The organism is Bacillus sp. NEAU-Y102, assembly GCF_054788175.1.
This window is the reverse complement of record NZ_JBTWFK010000005.1, coordinates 401,751-419,451: the sequence shown is the minus strand read 5'-3', so window position 1 is coordinate 419,451 and position 17,701 is coordinate 401,751. Positions and strand designations below refer to the sequence as shown.

Annotated in this window: 20 protein-coding genes, 2 other RNA genes and 1 riboswitch; of the genes, 20 read left to right on the top strand and 2 right to left on the bottom strand. The window is 32.8% G+C overall.

The features are described from left to right. Positions 1–2 precede the first annotated feature (2 nt). Positions 3–257, bottom strand: coding sequence for a DUF3931 domain-containing protein (locus ACYFX0_RS16070; RefSeq protein ID WP_000369740.1), 255 nt, complete (start codon positions 255–257; stop codon positions 3–5). A 72-nt stretch (positions 258–329) separates the two neighbouring features. Here ACYFX0_RS16070 and ACYFX0_RS16065 point away from each other — a divergent pair, with 72 nt between their 5' ends. From ACYFX0_RS16065 to ssrS (ACYFX0_RS16045), 5 genes are all read left to right on the top strand, one after another. Next, positions 330–791 carry a GNAT family N-acetyltransferase gene (locus ACYFX0_RS16065; RefSeq protein ID WP_106081418.1) on the top strand — a complete coding sequence of 154 codons (462 nt, stop codon included), beginning with the start codon at positions 330–332 and terminating at the stop codon, positions 789–791. 30 nt (positions 792–821) lie between these two features. Then, the gene (locus ACYFX0_RS16060; RefSeq protein WP_000451820.1) at positions 822–1,094 is read left to right on the top strand and encodes a YpbS family protein; all 273 of its coding nucleotides are present in this window, start codon (positions 822–824) and stop codon (positions 1,092–1,094) included. A gap of 2 nt (positions 1,095–1,096) precedes the next feature. After that, entirely contained in the window at positions 1,097–1,930 is an 834-nt protein-coding gene (locus ACYFX0_RS16055; RefSeq protein WP_000637581.1) for a sulfurtransferase, read from the top strand. 116 nt (positions 1,931–2,046) lie between these two features. Continuing rightward, positions 2,047–2,229: non-coding RNA, 6S RNA (ssrS, locus tag ACYFX0_RS16050), on the top strand. Positions 2,230–2,250: 21 nt separating this feature from the next. After that, positions 2,251–2,434: non-coding RNA, 6S RNA (ssrS, locus tag ACYFX0_RS16045), on the top strand. Positions 2,435–2,488: 54 nt separating this feature from the next. Here the strand turns inward: ssrS (ACYFX0_RS16045) and ACYFX0_RS16040 are convergent. After that, positions 2,489–2,938, bottom strand: a complete 450-nt coding sequence (locus ACYFX0_RS16040) for a hypothetical protein (RefSeq protein ID WP_106081417.1) — start codon at positions 2,936–2,938, stop codon at positions 2,489–2,491. Positions 2,939–3,021: 83 nt separating this feature from the next. Here ACYFX0_RS16040 and ACYFX0_RS16035 point away from each other — a divergent pair, with 83 nt between their 5' ends. The 15 genes from ACYFX0_RS16035 (at position 3,022) to ACYFX0_RS15965 (ending at position 17,594) form a co-directional block, all read left to right on the top strand. Then, a complete protein-coding gene (locus tag ACYFX0_RS16035) occupies positions 3,022–3,333 on the top strand; it encodes a hypothetical protein (RefSeq protein ID WP_000169030.1) in 312 nt (103 codons plus the stop codon). A gap of 3 nt (positions 3,334–3,336) precedes the next feature. Beyond that, positions 3,337–4,575 carry a glutathionylspermidine synthase family protein gene (locus ACYFX0_RS16030; RefSeq protein WP_106081416.1) on the top strand — a complete coding sequence of 413 codons (1,239 nt, stop codon included), beginning with the start codon at positions 3,337–3,339 and terminating at the stop codon, positions 4,573–4,575. Next, a complete protein-coding gene (locus ACYFX0_RS16025; RefSeq protein WP_000606873.1) occupies positions 4,568–4,954 on the top strand; it encodes a DUF350 domain-containing protein in 387 nt (128 codons plus the stop codon). The genes ACYFX0_RS16030 and ACYFX0_RS16025 overlap by 8 nt, the downstream gene beginning before the upstream one ends. Positions 4,955–5,166: 212 nt before the next feature. Continuing rightward, a riboswitch (M-box (ykoK) riboswitch) is annotated at positions 5,167–5,332 on the top strand. A gap of 335 nt (positions 5,333–5,667) precedes the next feature. Next, positions 5,668–6,393 (top strand): P-type ATPase, encoded by a 726-nt coding sequence (locus ACYFX0_RS16020; RefSeq protein WP_000964950.1) that lies wholly within the window; start codon positions 5,668–5,670, stop codon positions 6,391–6,393. Positions 6,394–6,525: 132 nt separating this feature from the next. Beyond that, positions 6,526–7,392, top strand: a complete 867-nt coding sequence (locus ACYFX0_RS16015; RefSeq protein WP_000757071.1) for a 5'-3' exonuclease — start codon at positions 6,526–6,528, stop codon at positions 7,390–7,392. 356 nt (positions 7,393–7,748) lie between these two features. After that, positions 7,749–7,889, top strand: coding sequence for an FbpB family small basic protein (locus ACYFX0_RS16010; protein WP_001228048.1), 141 nt, complete (start codon positions 7,749–7,751; stop codon positions 7,887–7,889). A gap of 328 nt (positions 7,890–8,217) precedes the next feature. Then, the gene (locus ACYFX0_RS16005; protein WP_460270924.1) at positions 8,218–9,411 is read left to right on the top strand and encodes an acyltransferase family protein; all 1,194 of its coding nucleotides are present in this window, start codon (positions 8,218–8,220) and stop codon (positions 9,409–9,411) included. Further along, positions 9,412–10,155: a YveK family protein gene (locus tag ACYFX0_RS16000; RefSeq protein WP_106081414.1), complete on the top strand. Its 744-nt coding sequence runs from the start codon at positions 9,412–9,414 to the stop codon at positions 10,153–10,155. Further along, positions 10,142–10,762 carry a CpsD/CapB family tyrosine-protein kinase gene (locus ACYFX0_RS15995; RefSeq protein WP_142398750.1) on the top strand — a complete coding sequence of 207 codons (621 nt, stop codon included), beginning with the start codon at positions 10,142–10,144 and terminating at the stop codon, positions 10,760–10,762. The genes ACYFX0_RS16000 and ACYFX0_RS15995 overlap by 14 nt, the downstream gene beginning before the upstream one ends. 18 nt (positions 10,763–10,780) lie before the next feature. After that, positions 10,781–11,419, top strand: a complete 639-nt coding sequence (locus ACYFX0_RS15990; protein ID WP_106081413.1) for a sugar transferase — start codon at positions 10,781–10,783, stop codon at positions 11,417–11,419. 56 nt (positions 11,420–11,475) lie between these two features. Next, the gene (locus tag ACYFX0_RS15985) at positions 11,476–12,912 is read left to right on the top strand and encodes an oligosaccharide flippase family protein (RefSeq protein ID WP_460270922.1); all 1,437 of its coding nucleotides are present in this window, start codon (positions 11,476–11,478) and stop codon (positions 12,910–12,912) included. A 3-nt stretch (positions 12,913–12,915) separates the two neighbouring features. Continuing rightward, positions 12,916–14,130 (top strand): O-antigen ligase family protein, encoded by a 1,215-nt coding sequence (locus ACYFX0_RS15980; protein ID WP_460270920.1) that lies wholly within the window; start codon positions 12,916–12,918, stop codon positions 14,128–14,130. After that, the gene (locus ACYFX0_RS15975) at positions 14,105–14,905 is read left to right on the top strand and encodes a glycosyltransferase family 2 protein (protein WP_000237679.1); all 801 of its coding nucleotides are present in this window, start codon (positions 14,105–14,107) and stop codon (positions 14,903–14,905) included. The genes ACYFX0_RS15980 and ACYFX0_RS15975 overlap by 26 nt, the downstream gene beginning before the upstream one ends. Beyond that, positions 14,902–15,954 carry a glycosyltransferase family 4 protein gene (locus tag ACYFX0_RS15970; protein ID WP_001023711.1) on the top strand — a complete coding sequence of 351 codons (1,053 nt, stop codon included), beginning with the start codon at positions 14,902–14,904 and terminating at the stop codon, positions 15,952–15,954. Before ACYFX0_RS15975 ends, ACYFX0_RS15970 begins: the two co-directional genes overlap by 4 nt. A gap of 92 nt (positions 15,955–16,046) precedes the next feature. Further along, positions 16,047–17,594, top strand: a complete 1,548-nt coding sequence (locus tag ACYFX0_RS15965; RefSeq protein WP_017762959.1) for a glycoside hydrolase family protein — start codon at positions 16,047–16,049, stop codon at positions 17,592–17,594. Positions 17,595–17,701 lie beyond the last annotated feature (107 nt).

Sequence of the window (17,701 nt, the reverse complement as noted above, 5' to 3'; positions counted from 1 at the left end):
CGTTATGAGAAAAAGATTCGTTCAATTTTCTTTTGCAGTACAGTATCTAAAGATTTTACAAATCCAGCAAATTCATCGGTAGAAATCATATGAGTAAGAACGAGTCGTCTGCCGTCTGGTGTTTCACCGCATAAGACGAATGAAGAAAATTCATATGTTTTATTTTCTACTACTAATTTTGGATAGGAATACGTGTCGCTTTTCTTCTTCTTTCCATCAATAGAGATGACGTTGCATTTTTTCTCATTGTTGTCCATGATGAACCCCTCCTTTCTATTACTTATGGTAGACAAGGAGGGTTTAGAACAATAGAGAAAGGGGAATTTTTTATGGGTGTAGTAATAGAGCATATTTCGAAAGAAGAAGCTATACCGAAGTCTTTATTGCTACTTGCTGATCCAAGTGAACGGCAAATAGCTACATATGTACAAAGAGGATTAACATACGTAGCAAAGCAAGAGGGTAGCGTTATCGGTGTATATGTTCTTTTGGAAACAAGGCCAAAGACGATGGAAATCATGAATATTGCGGTTGCAGAGCATGTGCAAGGAAAAGGGATTGGAAAGAAGCTAGTAAGTCATGCTGTAGAAACTGCTAAAGGATATGGTATGTCAAAACTGGAAGTTGGTACAGGCAATTCTAGTGTTTCACAACTTGCTTTATATCAAAAATGTGGATTTCGTATTTTTTCTATTGATTTTGATTACTTTTCGAAGCATTATGAAGAAGAGATTATTGAAAATGGCATTGTATGCCGTGATATGATTCGGCTTGCAATGGAATTGAATTAGAACGTATAACTTATTTAGGGGGAAGAGAAGATGGAAGTACATAAAGCAATTACAGCACATTCTCGTAAACAAAATGAAAGTGTAAAAGCATGTTTACAATTAGATGCGCAGCGTGAAGCAGCTATTGAAGCAGCCGTATCTCTTGCGTCAAATGGGAAAGAATTTTCGGTTGATGTCATTAATGTTGTAACAAAGCAAATTAATGATCTTGCAAAAAATGGTGTTACCTTGCAGCGTAAATATGTTACAGAAGAAATGGTTATGGAGTATGTAAGTCGTTTACAAGAGAAAGAAGGTCGTTAAAGATGATAGTTACAGTCGAATGGTTACGTGAGCATATAGAAGATGAGAACGTCCGTGTAATCGATTGTCGTTTTGATTTAGCGAATCCTAATTGGGGTAGAGAAAAGTATGAAGAAGAACATATTCCTCATGCTTTATATTTTGATTTGAATTTAGATTTATCAAGTCCTATAGTAGAGCATGGTGGCCGCCACCCGTTGCCAAGCATTGAAGAGTTTGCGGACAAGCTTTCGGAGGTTGGTATTGATGAACATACGACAGTAATTGCGTATGACAGTCAAGCTGGTGCAAATGCTGCTCGTTTATGGTGGTTATGTAACTATGTAGGACATGAGAAAGTATATATATTAGATGGTGGTTTCCCGGTTTGGAAAGAGAATGGACTACCGACAACAACGGAAATTCCTGTTGTTATACGAAAAACATTCAAAACAAACATACAAGATCATATGCTTGTATCGATGGAAACAGTAAGAGAGAATATCCAGGCAGGTGCAGATGTTACGTTAATTGATTCAAGAGAGCCAAAACGTTATGCTGGTGTAGAGGAACTTGTCGATCATAAAGCAGGACATATTCCGACAGCAGCAAACTATTTTTGGAAGGATGGAATGTTGCAATCAGGACAATTTAAGAATGAAGCTGAGCAACAAGGACGATTCCAAAATCTGTCGAAAGATAAGGAAACCATTGTATATTGTGGTTCTGGTGTTACGGCATGTCCAAATATCATTGCGTTAAAATTGGCTGGATTCCAAAATGTTAAATTGTATGCGGGTAGCTGGAGTGATTGGATTTCTTATCCAGAAAATCAAATTGCAAAAGAAGAAGATTAATCACTTGCATGCAAAAATAATTTGTATTAAAATAAGGTCACAAGCAAGAGATTGCTCGAAAAACTTTGTATTTTACACATTGGAAACAATGTGATAATATAACGACAAGTAAATAATACATCCTGCGGTGTACGTAACTTATTTATGTCTAAAACCGATGTTAGTTATACGGAAGCTCAATATTTAGCGACCATCATCAAGCCTTCCTTGTGGAGGAAGATGTACGGTAACTGTGAGGGCATCCACCTGCGAGTAGCGGGTTTTTGGACATTTACGAGGAGCGGCACGTGCGGGGGTCTTATTTCAACTAACCTTATATAAAATTCCTACGGTGTACGTAGCTTATGCATGTCTTAAACCAATAAGTTTAATATGGAAGTTCAATATTTAAATGTAGCTAACATGCCATCTTTTTAAGAAGGAAGTTACAAACATTTGTGAGAGCATCCACCTGTGAGAGCAGGTTTATGGACATCTAGAGAGAACGGCATATGTGGGGCTATATAAAAACCTTACGTTTTATACGTAAGGTTTTTTTGTTGCATAGATATATCAATATTATCTTGATTCACCTGTGAAGTTTCCGTAATAAATGTAGCACTTTCTGTCTTCATCAATCTCTCTTGAATCCAAGGAGAATTCCATAGACATGCCGTCTCGCTGAATATATATAATATCTGAATGAAGAGATGGTAAAATTTCTTCGTAGTTCCATACATCTTGACTATCTACTAAGCTTGAACTCGTTTCACTTAGTTCTCTAATTTCAAAACCGATGTGGGAGTATGTAGGGTCTGAAGGGTCATTGGCGAAAACTTCTTTTTGAATATAAATAACTGCTGTTCCGTCTGGATCAACCGAAGTTGCAGTGACAACATAAGTATTTTTCTCTTTAATAAAATATTCACAAGTCATGCGTGCGATAATTTCAGAATTAGAAATATTGGCGTAGTTCCATAAAGCAGGATACCCTTTCGTTCCATCATTAAGTCGATATTCTAAGCGCATTTTATCCCTCTTCTTCCTTTTTCTTCTACTTTATCATGTCATCCTATATAATAGGAATAGAATTTAAAAAGGGGAGTGCGAAGGTGACAAAAACGAAATGGCTAGTAGGTGGTGTCGTAACGTCTTTAATGACTGGCACTTTATTTGGTTGCGCACAAGATCTTCCCCCAAAACCGAATGATAATAGTTGTTCTGATTGGGATTGGGATGATGAACTTGGGGTATGGCAGTGTGATGATAGTAGTTCAGGTTATCGTGGGCATTATTTCTATGGTGGGCGATACTATCAAAATAAATCCACTTTTAAAAATTCATCGGCGTTTAAATCGTATCAATCGTCTGCTGAATTTAAAGGTGGAATTGGAAGCGGTTCAAAGGGAGGATTTGGGGGCTAAAATATGTCGCAATACATAAGGGATCGAAAAGATTTTTATTTAAAATATCCGAATTTTTGGTCGGATTTATATGAATGTGAATATAGTTTGTTTCATGTTTTTTCTATAACAAATCAGACTTTGGAACAATTACACTTAGCGACTGAACGAATGGGTAAAATATTTTTTAAGACTGCTAGACTTTTGCGAAATTTAAGTGACGAACAGCTTCTTGAGCTTGGTTTTCCTCCTGCGAGCTTATCATTCATTAGAATGAAAGGATTATATCCTGAATCTGTTATTTCACGATTTGATTTCGTTATAACGGTTGATAACCAAATTAAAATGCTTGAGTTTAATAGTGATACACCAACTTTTATTATGGAATGCTTTCAAATGAATGGAAAAGTTTGTGAAAACCTAGGTTATGATGATCCAAACTCGGATCAAGAACGATTACTATCTTCTGGTGTTACGAAAGCTGTAATGGAAGCGACAAAGGGATTAGACAATCCAAATGTTGTTTTTACAGCACATCATGAACATATTGAGGATTGGAATACGACTATGTATTTAAGTCAGTTATGCCATGTTGAAAATAAAGTAGTGCCAATGTCAGAACTTAGAATTACGAAAGGTGCTCTAGTTGATAAAGATGGGGCGAAGATTGATGTTTTATATCGCCAAACATATCCGATAGAAGATTTAATTGAGGATCAAGATCCTGAAACAGGAGATTTGATAGGTGTGGAACTGCTGCAACTTGTAAAAGCCGGAAAGCTTTTTATAATAAATCCTTTGTCAGCATTTTTACTTCAGCCAAAATCAATTCAGTGTCTTATTTGGGGGTTAGCAGAAGAAGAGGTCTTTTATACAAACGAGGAACAACAGTGGATTAAAGAATATATGTTACCTACATATTTAGAACCAGATTTATTTTTAGGAAAAGGTTCTTTCGTTCAAAAACCTTCATTTGGTAGAGAAGGAGATACAATTACGATTCGCGATAAGGATGAAAATATTATGCTTCAAAATGCACATCAAACGTATAAAACTTCACTGCCGATATTTCAAAAGTATATAGAACTTCCAGTCGTATCCTTGGAAACAGAAAAAGGGATGGAGAAACTGTCGTATGTGTTTGGTTCTTTTTTAATTGCTGGAAAAGCGAGTAGTATCGGTATTCGCGCGGGAGAAAAGATTACAGGAAATGAATCGTACTATTTACCGGTAGGTATAAAAAGGAGGGGGAAAAATGATTAATTTTTTATCATATTTAGCAGTAACACTCGGACTTTTATGTATTGGTCTGTTCTTGATGGAAGTGACAACGAAAGTTAAGGAATTTAAGTTAATGGCTCAAGGGAATAAGGCGGTAAGCTATGTGCTTGGAGGACGATTACTTGGGTTAGCTATTGTTTTATATTCGACAGCAGCTAATTCAATTTCACTTCTTGATATGATTTCGTGGGGAGCAGTTGGGATTTTGGCTCAAATTATCGTTTTTTATTTAGCTGAGTGGCTTACACCACGCTTTAATATAAACAAAAGTCTTGAAGAAGATAATCAAGCAGTCGGTCTTTTTCTTATGTTTTTATCGCTTTCAATTGGGATTGTAATTGCTGGCTGTATAACTTATTAAAAACTTTACGTTTAAACGTAAAGTTTTTTATTTTATTCCGCTATTTGCCGGGCAGCCCGATTGGTGAGGGCTAATAATCAGTGGGGGATGAACAAAACCCCACTGATTAAAGTTTCACTTTATATATGTTAGTTTGCCATACCTTTTGAAAAAATTGTAGGCTACGGTTGACATCTATTTTAAATAAGAGTAACATTTTCAATGTAATGAAAATAAGTCTCTGTTAGGTGAGGCTCCTGTATAGAGAAATGCTACTGCCCAAAAATGTCGAGAGACGCCAATGGGTCAACAGGAATGATCGAATTAAGGTTTTTCTTAACGTAGCTGGTAATGTACCTATGCTATACAGTGCTAAAACTCGGCGAGGGAGAGGTCCGTAGATTTCTAATTATATTAGAAATCGTTTATTTGTGTATGTAATGGCCACTACTCTCTTAAGGGTAGGGGTCTTTTTTGTTACCAAGCTATGAGTAATTTCATAGTATAAACTATAAAATTAAACGAGGAGGTGAGGAGCATGTCAAATTCTGACTCGGTTCCGTTACCCATATACTTCAAATCAAAAATATATGATGTAGGCAGGAAACGATTTGTTCCTCCCTCTATATTTATCACAATGTAGCGTTTATAAAGCGCTAGACACTTTCACAGTAAAGTGGATAAATTGAGAAACAAAGCGTTTCTTCCTATGTTGTAAAGGAGGAGACGATAATATGTTATATGCAAACAAAACTGTGGGTAACACGTCATATAAACTAAGTAAAAAATCAATAAAAGAACAAACAATGCTTCAAAAAAATAAAGATTTATTAATTGAAATTGCAACAAGAGATGTAAAATCTGTATTTGCATATTTTAAAACAACAAGAGACGGACTATCAATGAAAGAGGCACAAAAACGTATTCAAGTATATGGCCGAAATGAACTAACTTCAAAAAGAGCACTTCTTGCAGAAGTAATGATGAAGCTTGGTGGCATGATCCCAGGTTTTTCAAAACAACGTGTGTGTGATGAATTACAACGTGAAACGATTACTGTATCTAGAGTAGAATGTTCTAGTAGTACAGGGCTAAATAGTGAACTGAAAATGATGGAGATACCAGTGCAAGAACTTGTACCTGGAGATATGATTTTTCTTTCGGCTGGAGATGCTGTGCCAGCTGATGTACGTATTATTTATGCAGATGATTTATTAGTAAATGAGTCTGTGTTAACGGGAAACGAAGCGAGTATAGAGAAGTTTGAAAGCTGCTATCACCTTGAACGTAAACGATTTATCCCATTAAAACGGATGAAAGATTATAATCCACTTGAGCTTGAAAATGTATGTTTTAAAGGTTCGCATATTGTTAGTGGAAATGCAAAGGCTGTCGTTGTTTCTACTGGAAAAAATACGTATTCAGGCATATTGCATACTTGTTGTAGTAGGATGTCTTAATGTGTTAATGGTGCTAAATATACAAAAACCATGTATAATAGACAAAGTTGAGCAAAAACGTAGAATGGTAATCTATTTATATAACCTTACGTGATAACGTGAGGTTATTATTTTTTTAATAGGAGAGGAATTATGAAAAAAGTATTATTAGTTGATGGTATGGCACTATTATTTCGTGCTTTTTACGCAACAAGTGTCTACGGACAATTTATGAAACGACAAGATGGAACCCCTACAAACGGGATTCATGGTTATATGAAACACTTGTTAACAGCTACGCAAGCGATCGAACCAACACATATCGTTACATGCTGGGATATGGGAAGTACGACATTTAGAACAGAATCGTTCTCGAATTATAAAGCAAATCGTGCAGCGCCACCAGAAGAATTAATTCCTCAATTTGATTTAGTGCAAGAAATGACTGCGAAATTATCCATTCCAGTTATCGGTATGAAAGGCTACGAAGCCGATGATTGTATCGGTACGCTTGCAAAACAATATTGCAATGAAGCTGAAGTTTATATTTTAACTGGTGATACAGATTTACTTCAACTTGTTGATAAGAACGTTACAGTTATGCTTCTGCGTAAAGGAATTGGAAATTACGAATATTACACACCGGAGAAAATTATGGAAGAAAAAGGTGTAGAGCCGTGGCAAATCGTCCATGCAAAAGCTTTCATGGGAGATACAAGTGATAATTATCCAGGTGTAAAAGGTATCGGTGAAAAAACAGCGTATAAGCTTATTCAAGAGCACGGAACAGTATCCGCTGTACTAGAAAATGTAGAATCATTAACGAAAGCGCAGCGTACGAAGATTGAAAGTGATTTAGAGAACTTAAATATTTCGTTGCAATTAGCACAAATTCACTGTGAAGTTCCAATTTCATGTTCACTAGAAGAGGGACTACACACAATGGATGAAGAAAAACTTAAATTTGTTTGTGAAGAAATGAATTGGGGAAGACCTGAAATATTAATAAATATGCTATAAATAGTTTAGAAAGAGGGATGTTGCATAAGTCGAACTTTGACTTATGCAACACCTTCTTTTTGTTTTTGTAAACAGTATTATAGTAAATAAAATTATGTCGAAATCAATTTTAAATATATAAATGTTTCGACAAGATATAATGATAAAAGTTGATGGAAATAGTAATTTTTATAATGAAGTGAATTAATTTCAACATAGTTTTAGAGAGTCTTTTTTTCGTGTTCACAAAGTTGTCAGAAAATAAACGGAATTTTCATATGAAGTTCAAATAGAATTCACAACAATCAATTATTATAAGGACACACAGATAATTCTTTATCTTTTATATAAACCATCCCCCAAGGAGGACAATGAAAATGAGAAAAAAAGTGAGAAAATCTTTTAAACAATTATTAATTGAAAATAAACAATCACTATTAAATAATAAAGAAAATATGAAAGAAATTGAAGAAAGAATTGAGAAACGACATGTAGCATATAGTGGTGCCAGTAATTAAATAAAATAAAAAAGATAGCCTATATAGGCTATCTTTTTTATTTTATATTGAAAAAACGCTATTCATCTCTTTAATTTTGTAAATATGCAAGATATTTTTATAGTGTTTTTCTATCAATATTACTCATTTTTCGAGGTTGAAATTGGTATATACCAATTTTCGAGATTTACTATTCATAATATTACAAAAAATGTTACAATACACTCAAATTTATACTATAAAATCATTTTAATATGAAAAATTGGAATGAAAAGAAAGGAGAGGAATATGAATAAAGATGTCGCTTTGAAATGATTAGTATCATTTCATTAGGAGTTGATGTAAAAAGATGAAGAGATACGAAGAATTGGACTCTATAAGAGGGATTTCTTCATTAGTAGTAATGATTGGTCATCATTTAATGATTTTTTCAGCATTTCAAAATTACAGTTATGAAGATAATAAACCATTTGTTATGTATCTATTAAAAGAAACACCTGCTCGTCTAATTTTTAGTAGTGGTAACGAATCTGTTATTATCTTTTTTGTTTTGAGCGGATTTGTTTTGTATGAATCTATTGAAAAAAACTATAGTAGCTATGGGTCATACCTTTTAAAACGTATATGCAGAATATATATTCCTTATATTGTGGCAATAATTATAGCGATTATATGCCAGACTACAATTAGTGAATATGGTATTTCTTATTTAAGTGAATGGTTTAATCGCTCATGGACGATTGAAAGTTCTTCAAGCTTAATCGCACAACATATTTTATTGGTTGGGAAATATAATATAGATGCATATAACGGTGTGATTTGGTCGCTTGTCCATGAAATGCGAATATCAATAATTTTCCCGTTAATTTTGATGATTTGCTTACGAAAAACGTTAAGGGGTTCATTACTATTATTGTTTAGTTTTAGTATATGTTCTGTCATCATATTATTTTTGTTTCGTTCGGGCTTAACATTAACAAGCTATGCATTAACTTTGCATTATACGGTGCTATTTTTACTAGGAGCACTAGTTGCGAAGTATAAAAATAATTTAATAGTTTTTTATAGTAATTGTACTAAAAACACGAAAATTGCATGGTTTTTATTTGCGATTTTACTTTTTATGTATGAAGGGCTTATTGGAGAAATGAAAGTGCTCAATAATTTTATATTTCGAGACTATGTAGTGGCGATAAGTGCATGTCTATTTGTCATATTAAGCTTGTCAATATCAACTTTGTCGTCCTTACTACGTAATAAATACTTGTTATATTTGGGGAAGATTTCTTACAGTCTTTATTTATATCATATTATATCGTTATTTTCCCTTATATACATGCTCCATAAAATATTACCGTTGCTTATTATTTTAATTTTTTCACTTGTTTTTTCGTTTATATTTGCAATGCTTTCGTATATATATGTAGAAAAATTTGCATTGAGAGTCGGAAAGTATGTAACAAAACAAGTGGATAGAAAGGAGAAAGGGTTATCTGTAAAGAGTGACTTGCAGGATGTTATTCAGAAAAGGGCGGTGAAATAATTGAAGCAAGAAATGAGTATAAAAGATTTTCAACAATTATTGAAAAGAAGATTCGTAACGATTATTTTAACGATGTGTTGTTTAACCGCTTCTTTAGTTCTTATCTCTATGTATGTTTTAAAGCCGTCATATCAATATTCAACGCAAATTCTTGTTGGGAATTTAGATGAGTTTAATAAGGAAAATTCAACAAATAAAACACAAGAAAATAAGCAACTAGTAACATCGTATGTCGATATTTTAAAAAGCCCATTAATTATTTCAACAGTTAAAAAAACTTTGAAATTAGAGCAATCAAGTTATGAATTAGCACAAAAAATCTCGGTGGTAAATACGGACAACTCACAAATTGTAACTGTTACAGTAAAAGATTCCAATCCGAAAGTCGTGAAAGACATAGTAAAGACATTGGCAGAGCAATCACAACAAAGTTTTCAACAGTACACAAATGTACAAGGTGTGAAAGTGTTGACGGATCCTGAGTTACAGGAACAGGCTGAAAAATTGTTTCCAAAATTTCAACTAATCATTCCTATTTCTTTAATTGTTAGTTTTTTTGTTGGGATAGGTTTAGCTGTATTTCGAGATCATTTTGATGAACGTATATACACGGAACAAGATTTAGAGAAAATAACAACAGTCTCTGTTATTGGTCACATAAATATGAAACCGAATAGAAAAAAGAAACCTACAGAGATTGATAAACAATCATCTATATATCGAGGTGAACATGTTGATGTTTAGGACAAAGAAACAGCTGCCATTCGATCTGCATGATGATCTGATGAAAGAACAGTTTTATACGGTGTATCACGAGCTAAAAAAATCTGGAAAACAACTGTTCACAGTTAGTTCAACGAAGGACAGAGGGGTTGTTGCCTCGCTTATAGTAAATATGGGTCTAGTGTTTGCGGAAATGAAGAAAAAGGTGTTACTTATTGATGTGAATTTTTCTGATCCTAAATTACATGTATTATTACAAAGTGATCACATGATAACAGTAAACGATATAATAAGCTCTTCCCCCTGCAATTATGAATCTTTTTCTAGTAATTTGTCTAAATACTTATATTGTATTCCTGCAAAAAAAACAGTACACACAGGGGCCCCCTTAGTTGCTATGGATGAATTTGATAATGCGATTGCTAAGTGGAAAGAAGATTTTGATTACATTTTCTTTTATTCTTCTGAAGTATTTGATCTTCCTGCTACGCACATTATTGCAGGGAAATGCGATGGAGTGGTCTTAGCAGTTAAAAAGCGAAAAGATTCACTACGTACAGTGCAAAAAGTAATAGTGGATATAAAGAGGAAAGAATGTGAATTAATAGGTATAATTTTATATTCTTGAATGTGGGGGTAACGATCCATGATTCGTGAAACAAATCAAGCCAAGTTGTATACGATTCCGGCTCAAGAAAAGCCTAGTATATTGAATCGAAGTGTAAAACGCTTGTTTGATATTATATTTTCAATCATATTGTTACTATTAACGATACCAATTATGTTGTTCTTTTGTATTATGATTACTTTAGAAACATCAGGTGCTCCATTTTACTTTCAAGAACGTTTAGGTATAAACGGGAAGAAGTTTAATGTATTTAAATTAAGATCGATGGTAAAGGATGCTGAAATAAATGGCCCGCAATGGGCAAAAGAACATGATTCAAGAATTACAAAAGTTGGATTGTTCATAAGAAAAACGAGAATTGATGAATTACCGCAACTTTTAAATATTTTAAGAGGAGATATGTCTTTTGTAGGCCCTCGACCAGAGAGAGAGTTTTTTTATAATGAATTTGATGCGTATATTCCAGAATTTAAGGATCGTTTAATGGTAAAACCAGGATTAACAGGATGGGCACAAATAAATGGAGGATATAATCTTGATCCAAAGGAAAAGTTGAGGCTGGATATGGAGTATATTGAAATGAAAACGATTCGGATGGATATCCGTATTTTATGTAAGACCGTTTTAATTGTATTGAACGGTAATGGTGCAAGATAAATATATATGTAAACAAACAACATATGTAAGTAGGTTACTTGCAAAGGAGAACTGGTATGGGTAGATCTATTCTAAACAATATTATCCATCTATTTTATAGTACGATTTTAGCTAACCTTCTTCAGGCTGTCAGTTTAATTATTTTAGCAAACTTTTTTAACGCACAACATTATGGGATGTTTAGTGTTGCCATAGCAGTGACGTTTGTTATGTTATTTTTTACAGACTTAGGACTTAGTAATACGTTTCTTCGAGAAGGGGCAAAGGATGGAGCAGATTTAGAGAAGATTTTATCATCGTATATAAAAATAAGGATGATTCTACTTATTTTTATTTCTATCATCGGTTATGTTGCTATTCATTATATGTATGTAGATAAAAATTTAATTTATATGATGATAAACGTAATGTTTTTCATGTTAATAGGATTAACTTGGCAAAACATAGGAATTGTCTATTTTCAACTGATGGAACGTATGGAGTATATAGCGCTCATTAAAGTTGTATCAGCATCGGTTATCATTATAATTACATGTTTTTGTATTTTCGGAGAGTTACCGGTGTATGTAACGGCTCGCTTATATGCTTTTGGGTATATGATCGGTGGTGTATTCAGTATATATATCATGAGAAGAAAGACGAAAATGAATATGAAAGTCGTAATTCATAAAGCGTTATTTTGGCAATTAACTCCCTTTATTATTAGCGGTTTTTTAATAATGAGTACGCCACAATTAGCACCTATCTTGCTTAACTATACATTGCCATTAAGTATGGTAGGTGTTTTTGCAGTAGCCTACCGGATGCCGGCAGCTTTATATCAAGTACCGGGGGTAATTGCAGGTGCATTTTTTCCAGTGCTCTTTAAGCATTATAACCAGAATAATTTAGAAGCGCATACGAAATTAAATTTGCTTCAAATTAAATCAATGGCGATTATAGGAATATGTATGACGATTGGTTTATATCATTTAGCACCATACTTTATTTCTATATTTTTTCATGAAGAATGGAGCAATGCAGTAGAACCACTCCAAATATTATCATTTCTTATTGTGCTACAAAGTTTAAATATTGCCATTGCTGACGGTTTAACGACGAGCGGATGTCAAAATAAGAGAACTGTTGTGCAGTGTGTAGCATTGGTGATAGGTGGGGTTATGCTTTATAGCTTTAGTAGTATTGGTGGAGTGATAGGAGCGGCATACGCTATGGTTTTATTTGAAATTGTCGCTTTAGTGGGATATATAGCGGTAAGTGTAGTGAAGAAAAAAATTGTATTCCAAATTGTAATGCCGTATACAATTTATTTTGGCGTAACCTTTATTGGAGTGCAATATATATTGCATACATATCATTTAATTGCGCTTGTTCTTAATATACTAATTGTAGTAGCTGCCATATTCCTATATGATTATGAGCTAAAAAAACTTTTTCTTTCTTTTATAAGAAAAATACGCAAAAAGGATTATATTACGAAACAGGGGATATAGCCTATGGAAAATAGTATGAAAGTATCGATGGGATGGATTATTCTTCTAATATTATTTGTTATGTTAAGTAAATACAATTTATATATTGGATTTTCATTGAAAATATATATGATTTTTTTAGTCATATATTTTTGTTTAGCAATTAAAAACTTTCATATTCAAAAGTTATATTTTCATGAAGTTATATTTTTACTGTTTTATTTCATTTATTGTTTAAGTGGAATTCTTTCTATGTATTTAAATGCTAGTATTCGTATGATTTTTGGCGTGCTACTCGTTTTAGGATGCTATTTTATAATGAGGAATTTATTGGGGAATACTGAAATAGTGGTACTTGAATCATCTATTGCTTATGTAGGAGTAGTATTTAATATTGTAAGTCTAATACTCTATATAATCGATTTACAATACTTTAGTTTATACGGTGGAGAAGAGAGAGAAATTTTTGCTGGTTTATTAGTTGATAGAGGATATCCACGGTTAATTGGATTGCTAGATGATCCTAACATTTTTATTTTCTATAATACAATATTTTTTATGTACTATATGACTAATTTACAAAATATCACTAACATCCTAGGGTTAATTTTATGTGTTACGACGAGTCTATTAACCTTTTCAAGGGGTGGTATATTAGCGCTTGTGCTTGTCGTTTTTGTATATATATGTATGTCTAGTTTCGCTAAAAAAATAAAAATAATTATGAGTTTAGTATTGTTTAGTGTAGTTATTTTTAGTTTATCGAATAGTGTAATGGGGGGCCAATTAGATGACATATTAAATAAACGAATCTCTGATTTTTCCCATGATAATGGAAGTGGTAGATTTACATTATGGGAAGCTGCTTTTAAATATTATTTATCCAATCCATATATCGGAATCGGTGCTTTTAACTTTTCGAATTATTATGAGTATCAATTTAATGAAAAATTATATGTACACAATACATTTTTAGAAATTTTGTCTGAATCGGGTACAATTGGTTTTCTTCTATATAGCGCGTTTTTATTCATATTAATATTCAAGCTAGCGCAGCATACTTTGTTTCGTGAAAAACCATACCTTCTATTGACTATGATTGCATTTTTATTTCAGATGATGTCATTGTCACTCATTATTAACGAAGCGTTCTTTTTATTTTTAGCAGTTGTTGTGAAGTATATTTCAATATATGAAGGAAGGGGAAAGATAGATGGTAAAATGTCTATCAGCACATAACGAGCCGCCTTATGTTTCTGTAATAACACCTTCTTATAATAGTATACGATTTATAGGTGAGACAATTTTATCTGTACAGAATCAATCGTATGAAAACTGGGAAATGATTATCGTTGATGACGGTTCAACCGACCAATCTGCGGAAAAAATTAAAGAGATAATAGAAGGAGACTCACGAATTAGATTATTATCATTAAAAGAAAATGTTGGTGCTGCTAAAGCTCGGAATTTAGCGATCCAAGAGGCAAGAGGAAGGTATATTGCCTTTTTAGATAGTGATGATATATGGTTGCCGCATAAATTGAAGACACAATTGTTATTTATGGAAGAAATGAATATTGCTTTTTCATATGCGTCGTATAGTTTAATTGATGAAAATGGTAATGAACTAAATCGCGAAGTGAGTGTACCAAAATCTGTTGACTATCATTATTTAGTAGGAAATACAATTATCGGGTGTTTAACAGTGATGATTGATCGTGAAAAAATTCCGTATGTAGAAATGCCTAGTATACAGCCGGAAGATACAGCGTTATGGCTGAACTTATTACATAAAGGGTATGAAGCAAAAGGGATACAGCAAGTGTTAGCAAAATATAGAATTGTTACAAATTCTGTTTCTAGAAATAAAATTAGAGCAGCTTTCCGGTATTGGAAATTGTTAAGGGAACAAGAAAGACTGAATTCGGTACAAATTTTTTACTATTTCAGCAAGTATGCTTATCATGCTTATAAAAAAAATAAAATCAATGTAGTTGGGAAGACGCAATTATGAATATACTGTTGATGACAGATAAATTGATAACTGGCGGAGCCGAGAGCTATTTCTGTAAATTGGAAAGTAATTTGCGTTATGAGGATTTTAAGATTTATACAGCTGCAGGTGATGGAGAACTATATGAATCTCTTACTAGAAAAGAAAATTTCATCTTACTTAGTAGATGGAATCATTTGAGAAATATTTATTATTTACGAAACGAAATTTGTAAACGAAAGATAGAACTTATTCATGCAAATAGTTTGCGAATGGTATTATATGCTTTGCTACTTCAAAAGTTTATTAAAAAAAAGATGAAAATTGTTTATACGAAACATAATGTAACGATATTAGAAAAGAAAATGCCAACGCTTTTTCGTTATTTCATGAATAAATATGTAAACAATATTATTACAGTAAGTGAGTTTGAAAAGAATAATTTAATTTCAATTCATGTAGCAGAAGAAAAAATAAATACAATTTATAACGGTGTCGATATTGAAAAGTTTTTATTCCAGCAGAAAAAGAAAGAATCTACATATAAAATAGGGATATTAGCTAGATTATCCAAAGAGAAAAACCATCTACTATTTGTCAAAATTGCAAATGTGTTGAAAAAGAGAAATGATTTTATGTTTTATATTGCTGGTGATGGACCAGAGAAAGAACCGATTATGAAAGAAATAGAAAAATATGGATTGCAACAGAGTGTAAAGATGCTAGGAAATATTTCTGAGCCGCATGAGTTTATAGGGAATATGGATGCCTTACTTTTATTATCTTTTCGTGAAGTGTTTCCAATGGTAGTAATTGAAGCAATGGCTACAGGGACACCAATAGTTTCAATAGATGTTGGTGGAATACATGAAGCAGTAATAGATGGAGAATCAGGTATTTTGATATCTGAATATTGCGAATATGAATTCGCAAGTGCGCTTGAGGAACTACAAGGGAATGAAGAAAAGGTAATTGCTATTAGACTAAAAGCACGAGAGAAAGCAATGATGTATTTCTCGTTAACTAAAATGATAGAGGAAACGAAAAATATATATGAATTAAACAAATGACCGGGTAGGTCGTTTGTTTTTTTTATTATAGAAACTTTTAAGAGACAACTCACATATTATATGAAAAAGGTAATATGAGGAGTGAATTTATTTTGTCAGAATATATTTCTTCCCAAGAAGATTGTGTGCCAGAAAGTAGCGTTCACATTAATTGTTTTGGCGCAGTTCCAAACTCGGGAAATGATAGCTCATTAGCAATTCAGCAAGCTATTGATTATTGTGTAGCGAATCGAATTTCGACGGTTAGAATTACCGGGGTAAATACGTACAAAATTGTAAAGCCGATTGTTATTAAATCAAACGTAAGATTAGAGTTAGATCCTACCGTAACGCTGCAAATTGATGGAGATTTTAATGCATTTGAGCTACAAAGTAACGCTTCGATAGTTGGTGGTACTCTTCAAGTTATAAATCCATTGTTTCAATCTGTTGTTATTTATGTTTCTGGTTCACAACAAATCGAAGTACCTAATCAATCTGTTATATCAAATATAAATATAGTAAATGCAACCCCATCGTATAAAGGAAAAGCTATACATTTTTATTGTCAAAAGGCATGGGATTTTATTAGTTTCTTTCAAGTTAAATTTATTCAAATTAAAAACTTTCAAACTGCAATACATTTGAAGACAGAATATATAAATGATATCAATACACCTTGTTGGATTAACGCCAATGTATTTCAATCTATATTTATTGATGGATGTGTGTATGGGATTGAAGTAGATGGAAATAGTGATTTACCAAATGAAAGTTCAGGAAATACGTTTCATGATATTCAAGTACAATGTAGACAACAAACGAAAAAAGTAATTCGTTGCTCAGGTGCGTATAATACATTTGATTGTATGATCTGGGATACGTACCGGATGAGTAGTGAACAAATTGTCATTGAATTTTCTTCTAATTCTCATCGTAACTACCTTTTTTCAAATCTGCTTTCGACAACTATTGTAGATAAAGGGCAATATAATGTTTGTAAGTCTACCTATGAAGAATCTCTTCGAATTCAGTTACCGATTACGTTAAATAAACCTCACTTAATAGGCAATCAAGATGATATATTAGTAAATGCTCAGCAAAAGTATATTGTTAAGCAAGTAAGTGGGAAAGTACCGTACGGTGGAAATCTAGCAAATTGCTTTAATTTAATAGATGAACAAAGTGTAAACTATATTGACGTTCCAGATAGTAATCCAGTTGTTATTGAACTGGATTTTACGAAAAAACCAATACAAATGTTAAATTGTTTCGGAATGTATTTTGGATGGGGAGAGAGTCCAAAAAAAATTAAAATTGAATATGCATTAAGCGCAACTGGAAATTGGGTTATCGCATCGGATGTTCCATTAAATGTAGGCGATACAATTATATCGAATATGAAGGCGAATCAACTATATAAAGTAAGAATTACATTAAGTGGTTATTCTCAAGATCATAAGCGTTTTCGAATTAATCGCATTTTTGCAAGGTCTTCTATGGAAAATGGGAATGCTTGGTTAGCTACAACTGGTGGAAGAATGTTTGGAGATATTGAAATAGAGGCAAGTAAAGGCATAATCATGAAGACAGCTAGTGGAGTGAAATGGAAAGTTACTATTAATGAAGCTGGCCAACTTATTACGACTAAAATAACTTGAGGTGATGCTTAATTGTATATCCTTGGACGAGTTATAACGTAGTGTGATAAAGGCAATGAAAAAGAGATTGTAATTTGGTTTCAACAAAACTACAATCTCTTTTTTAA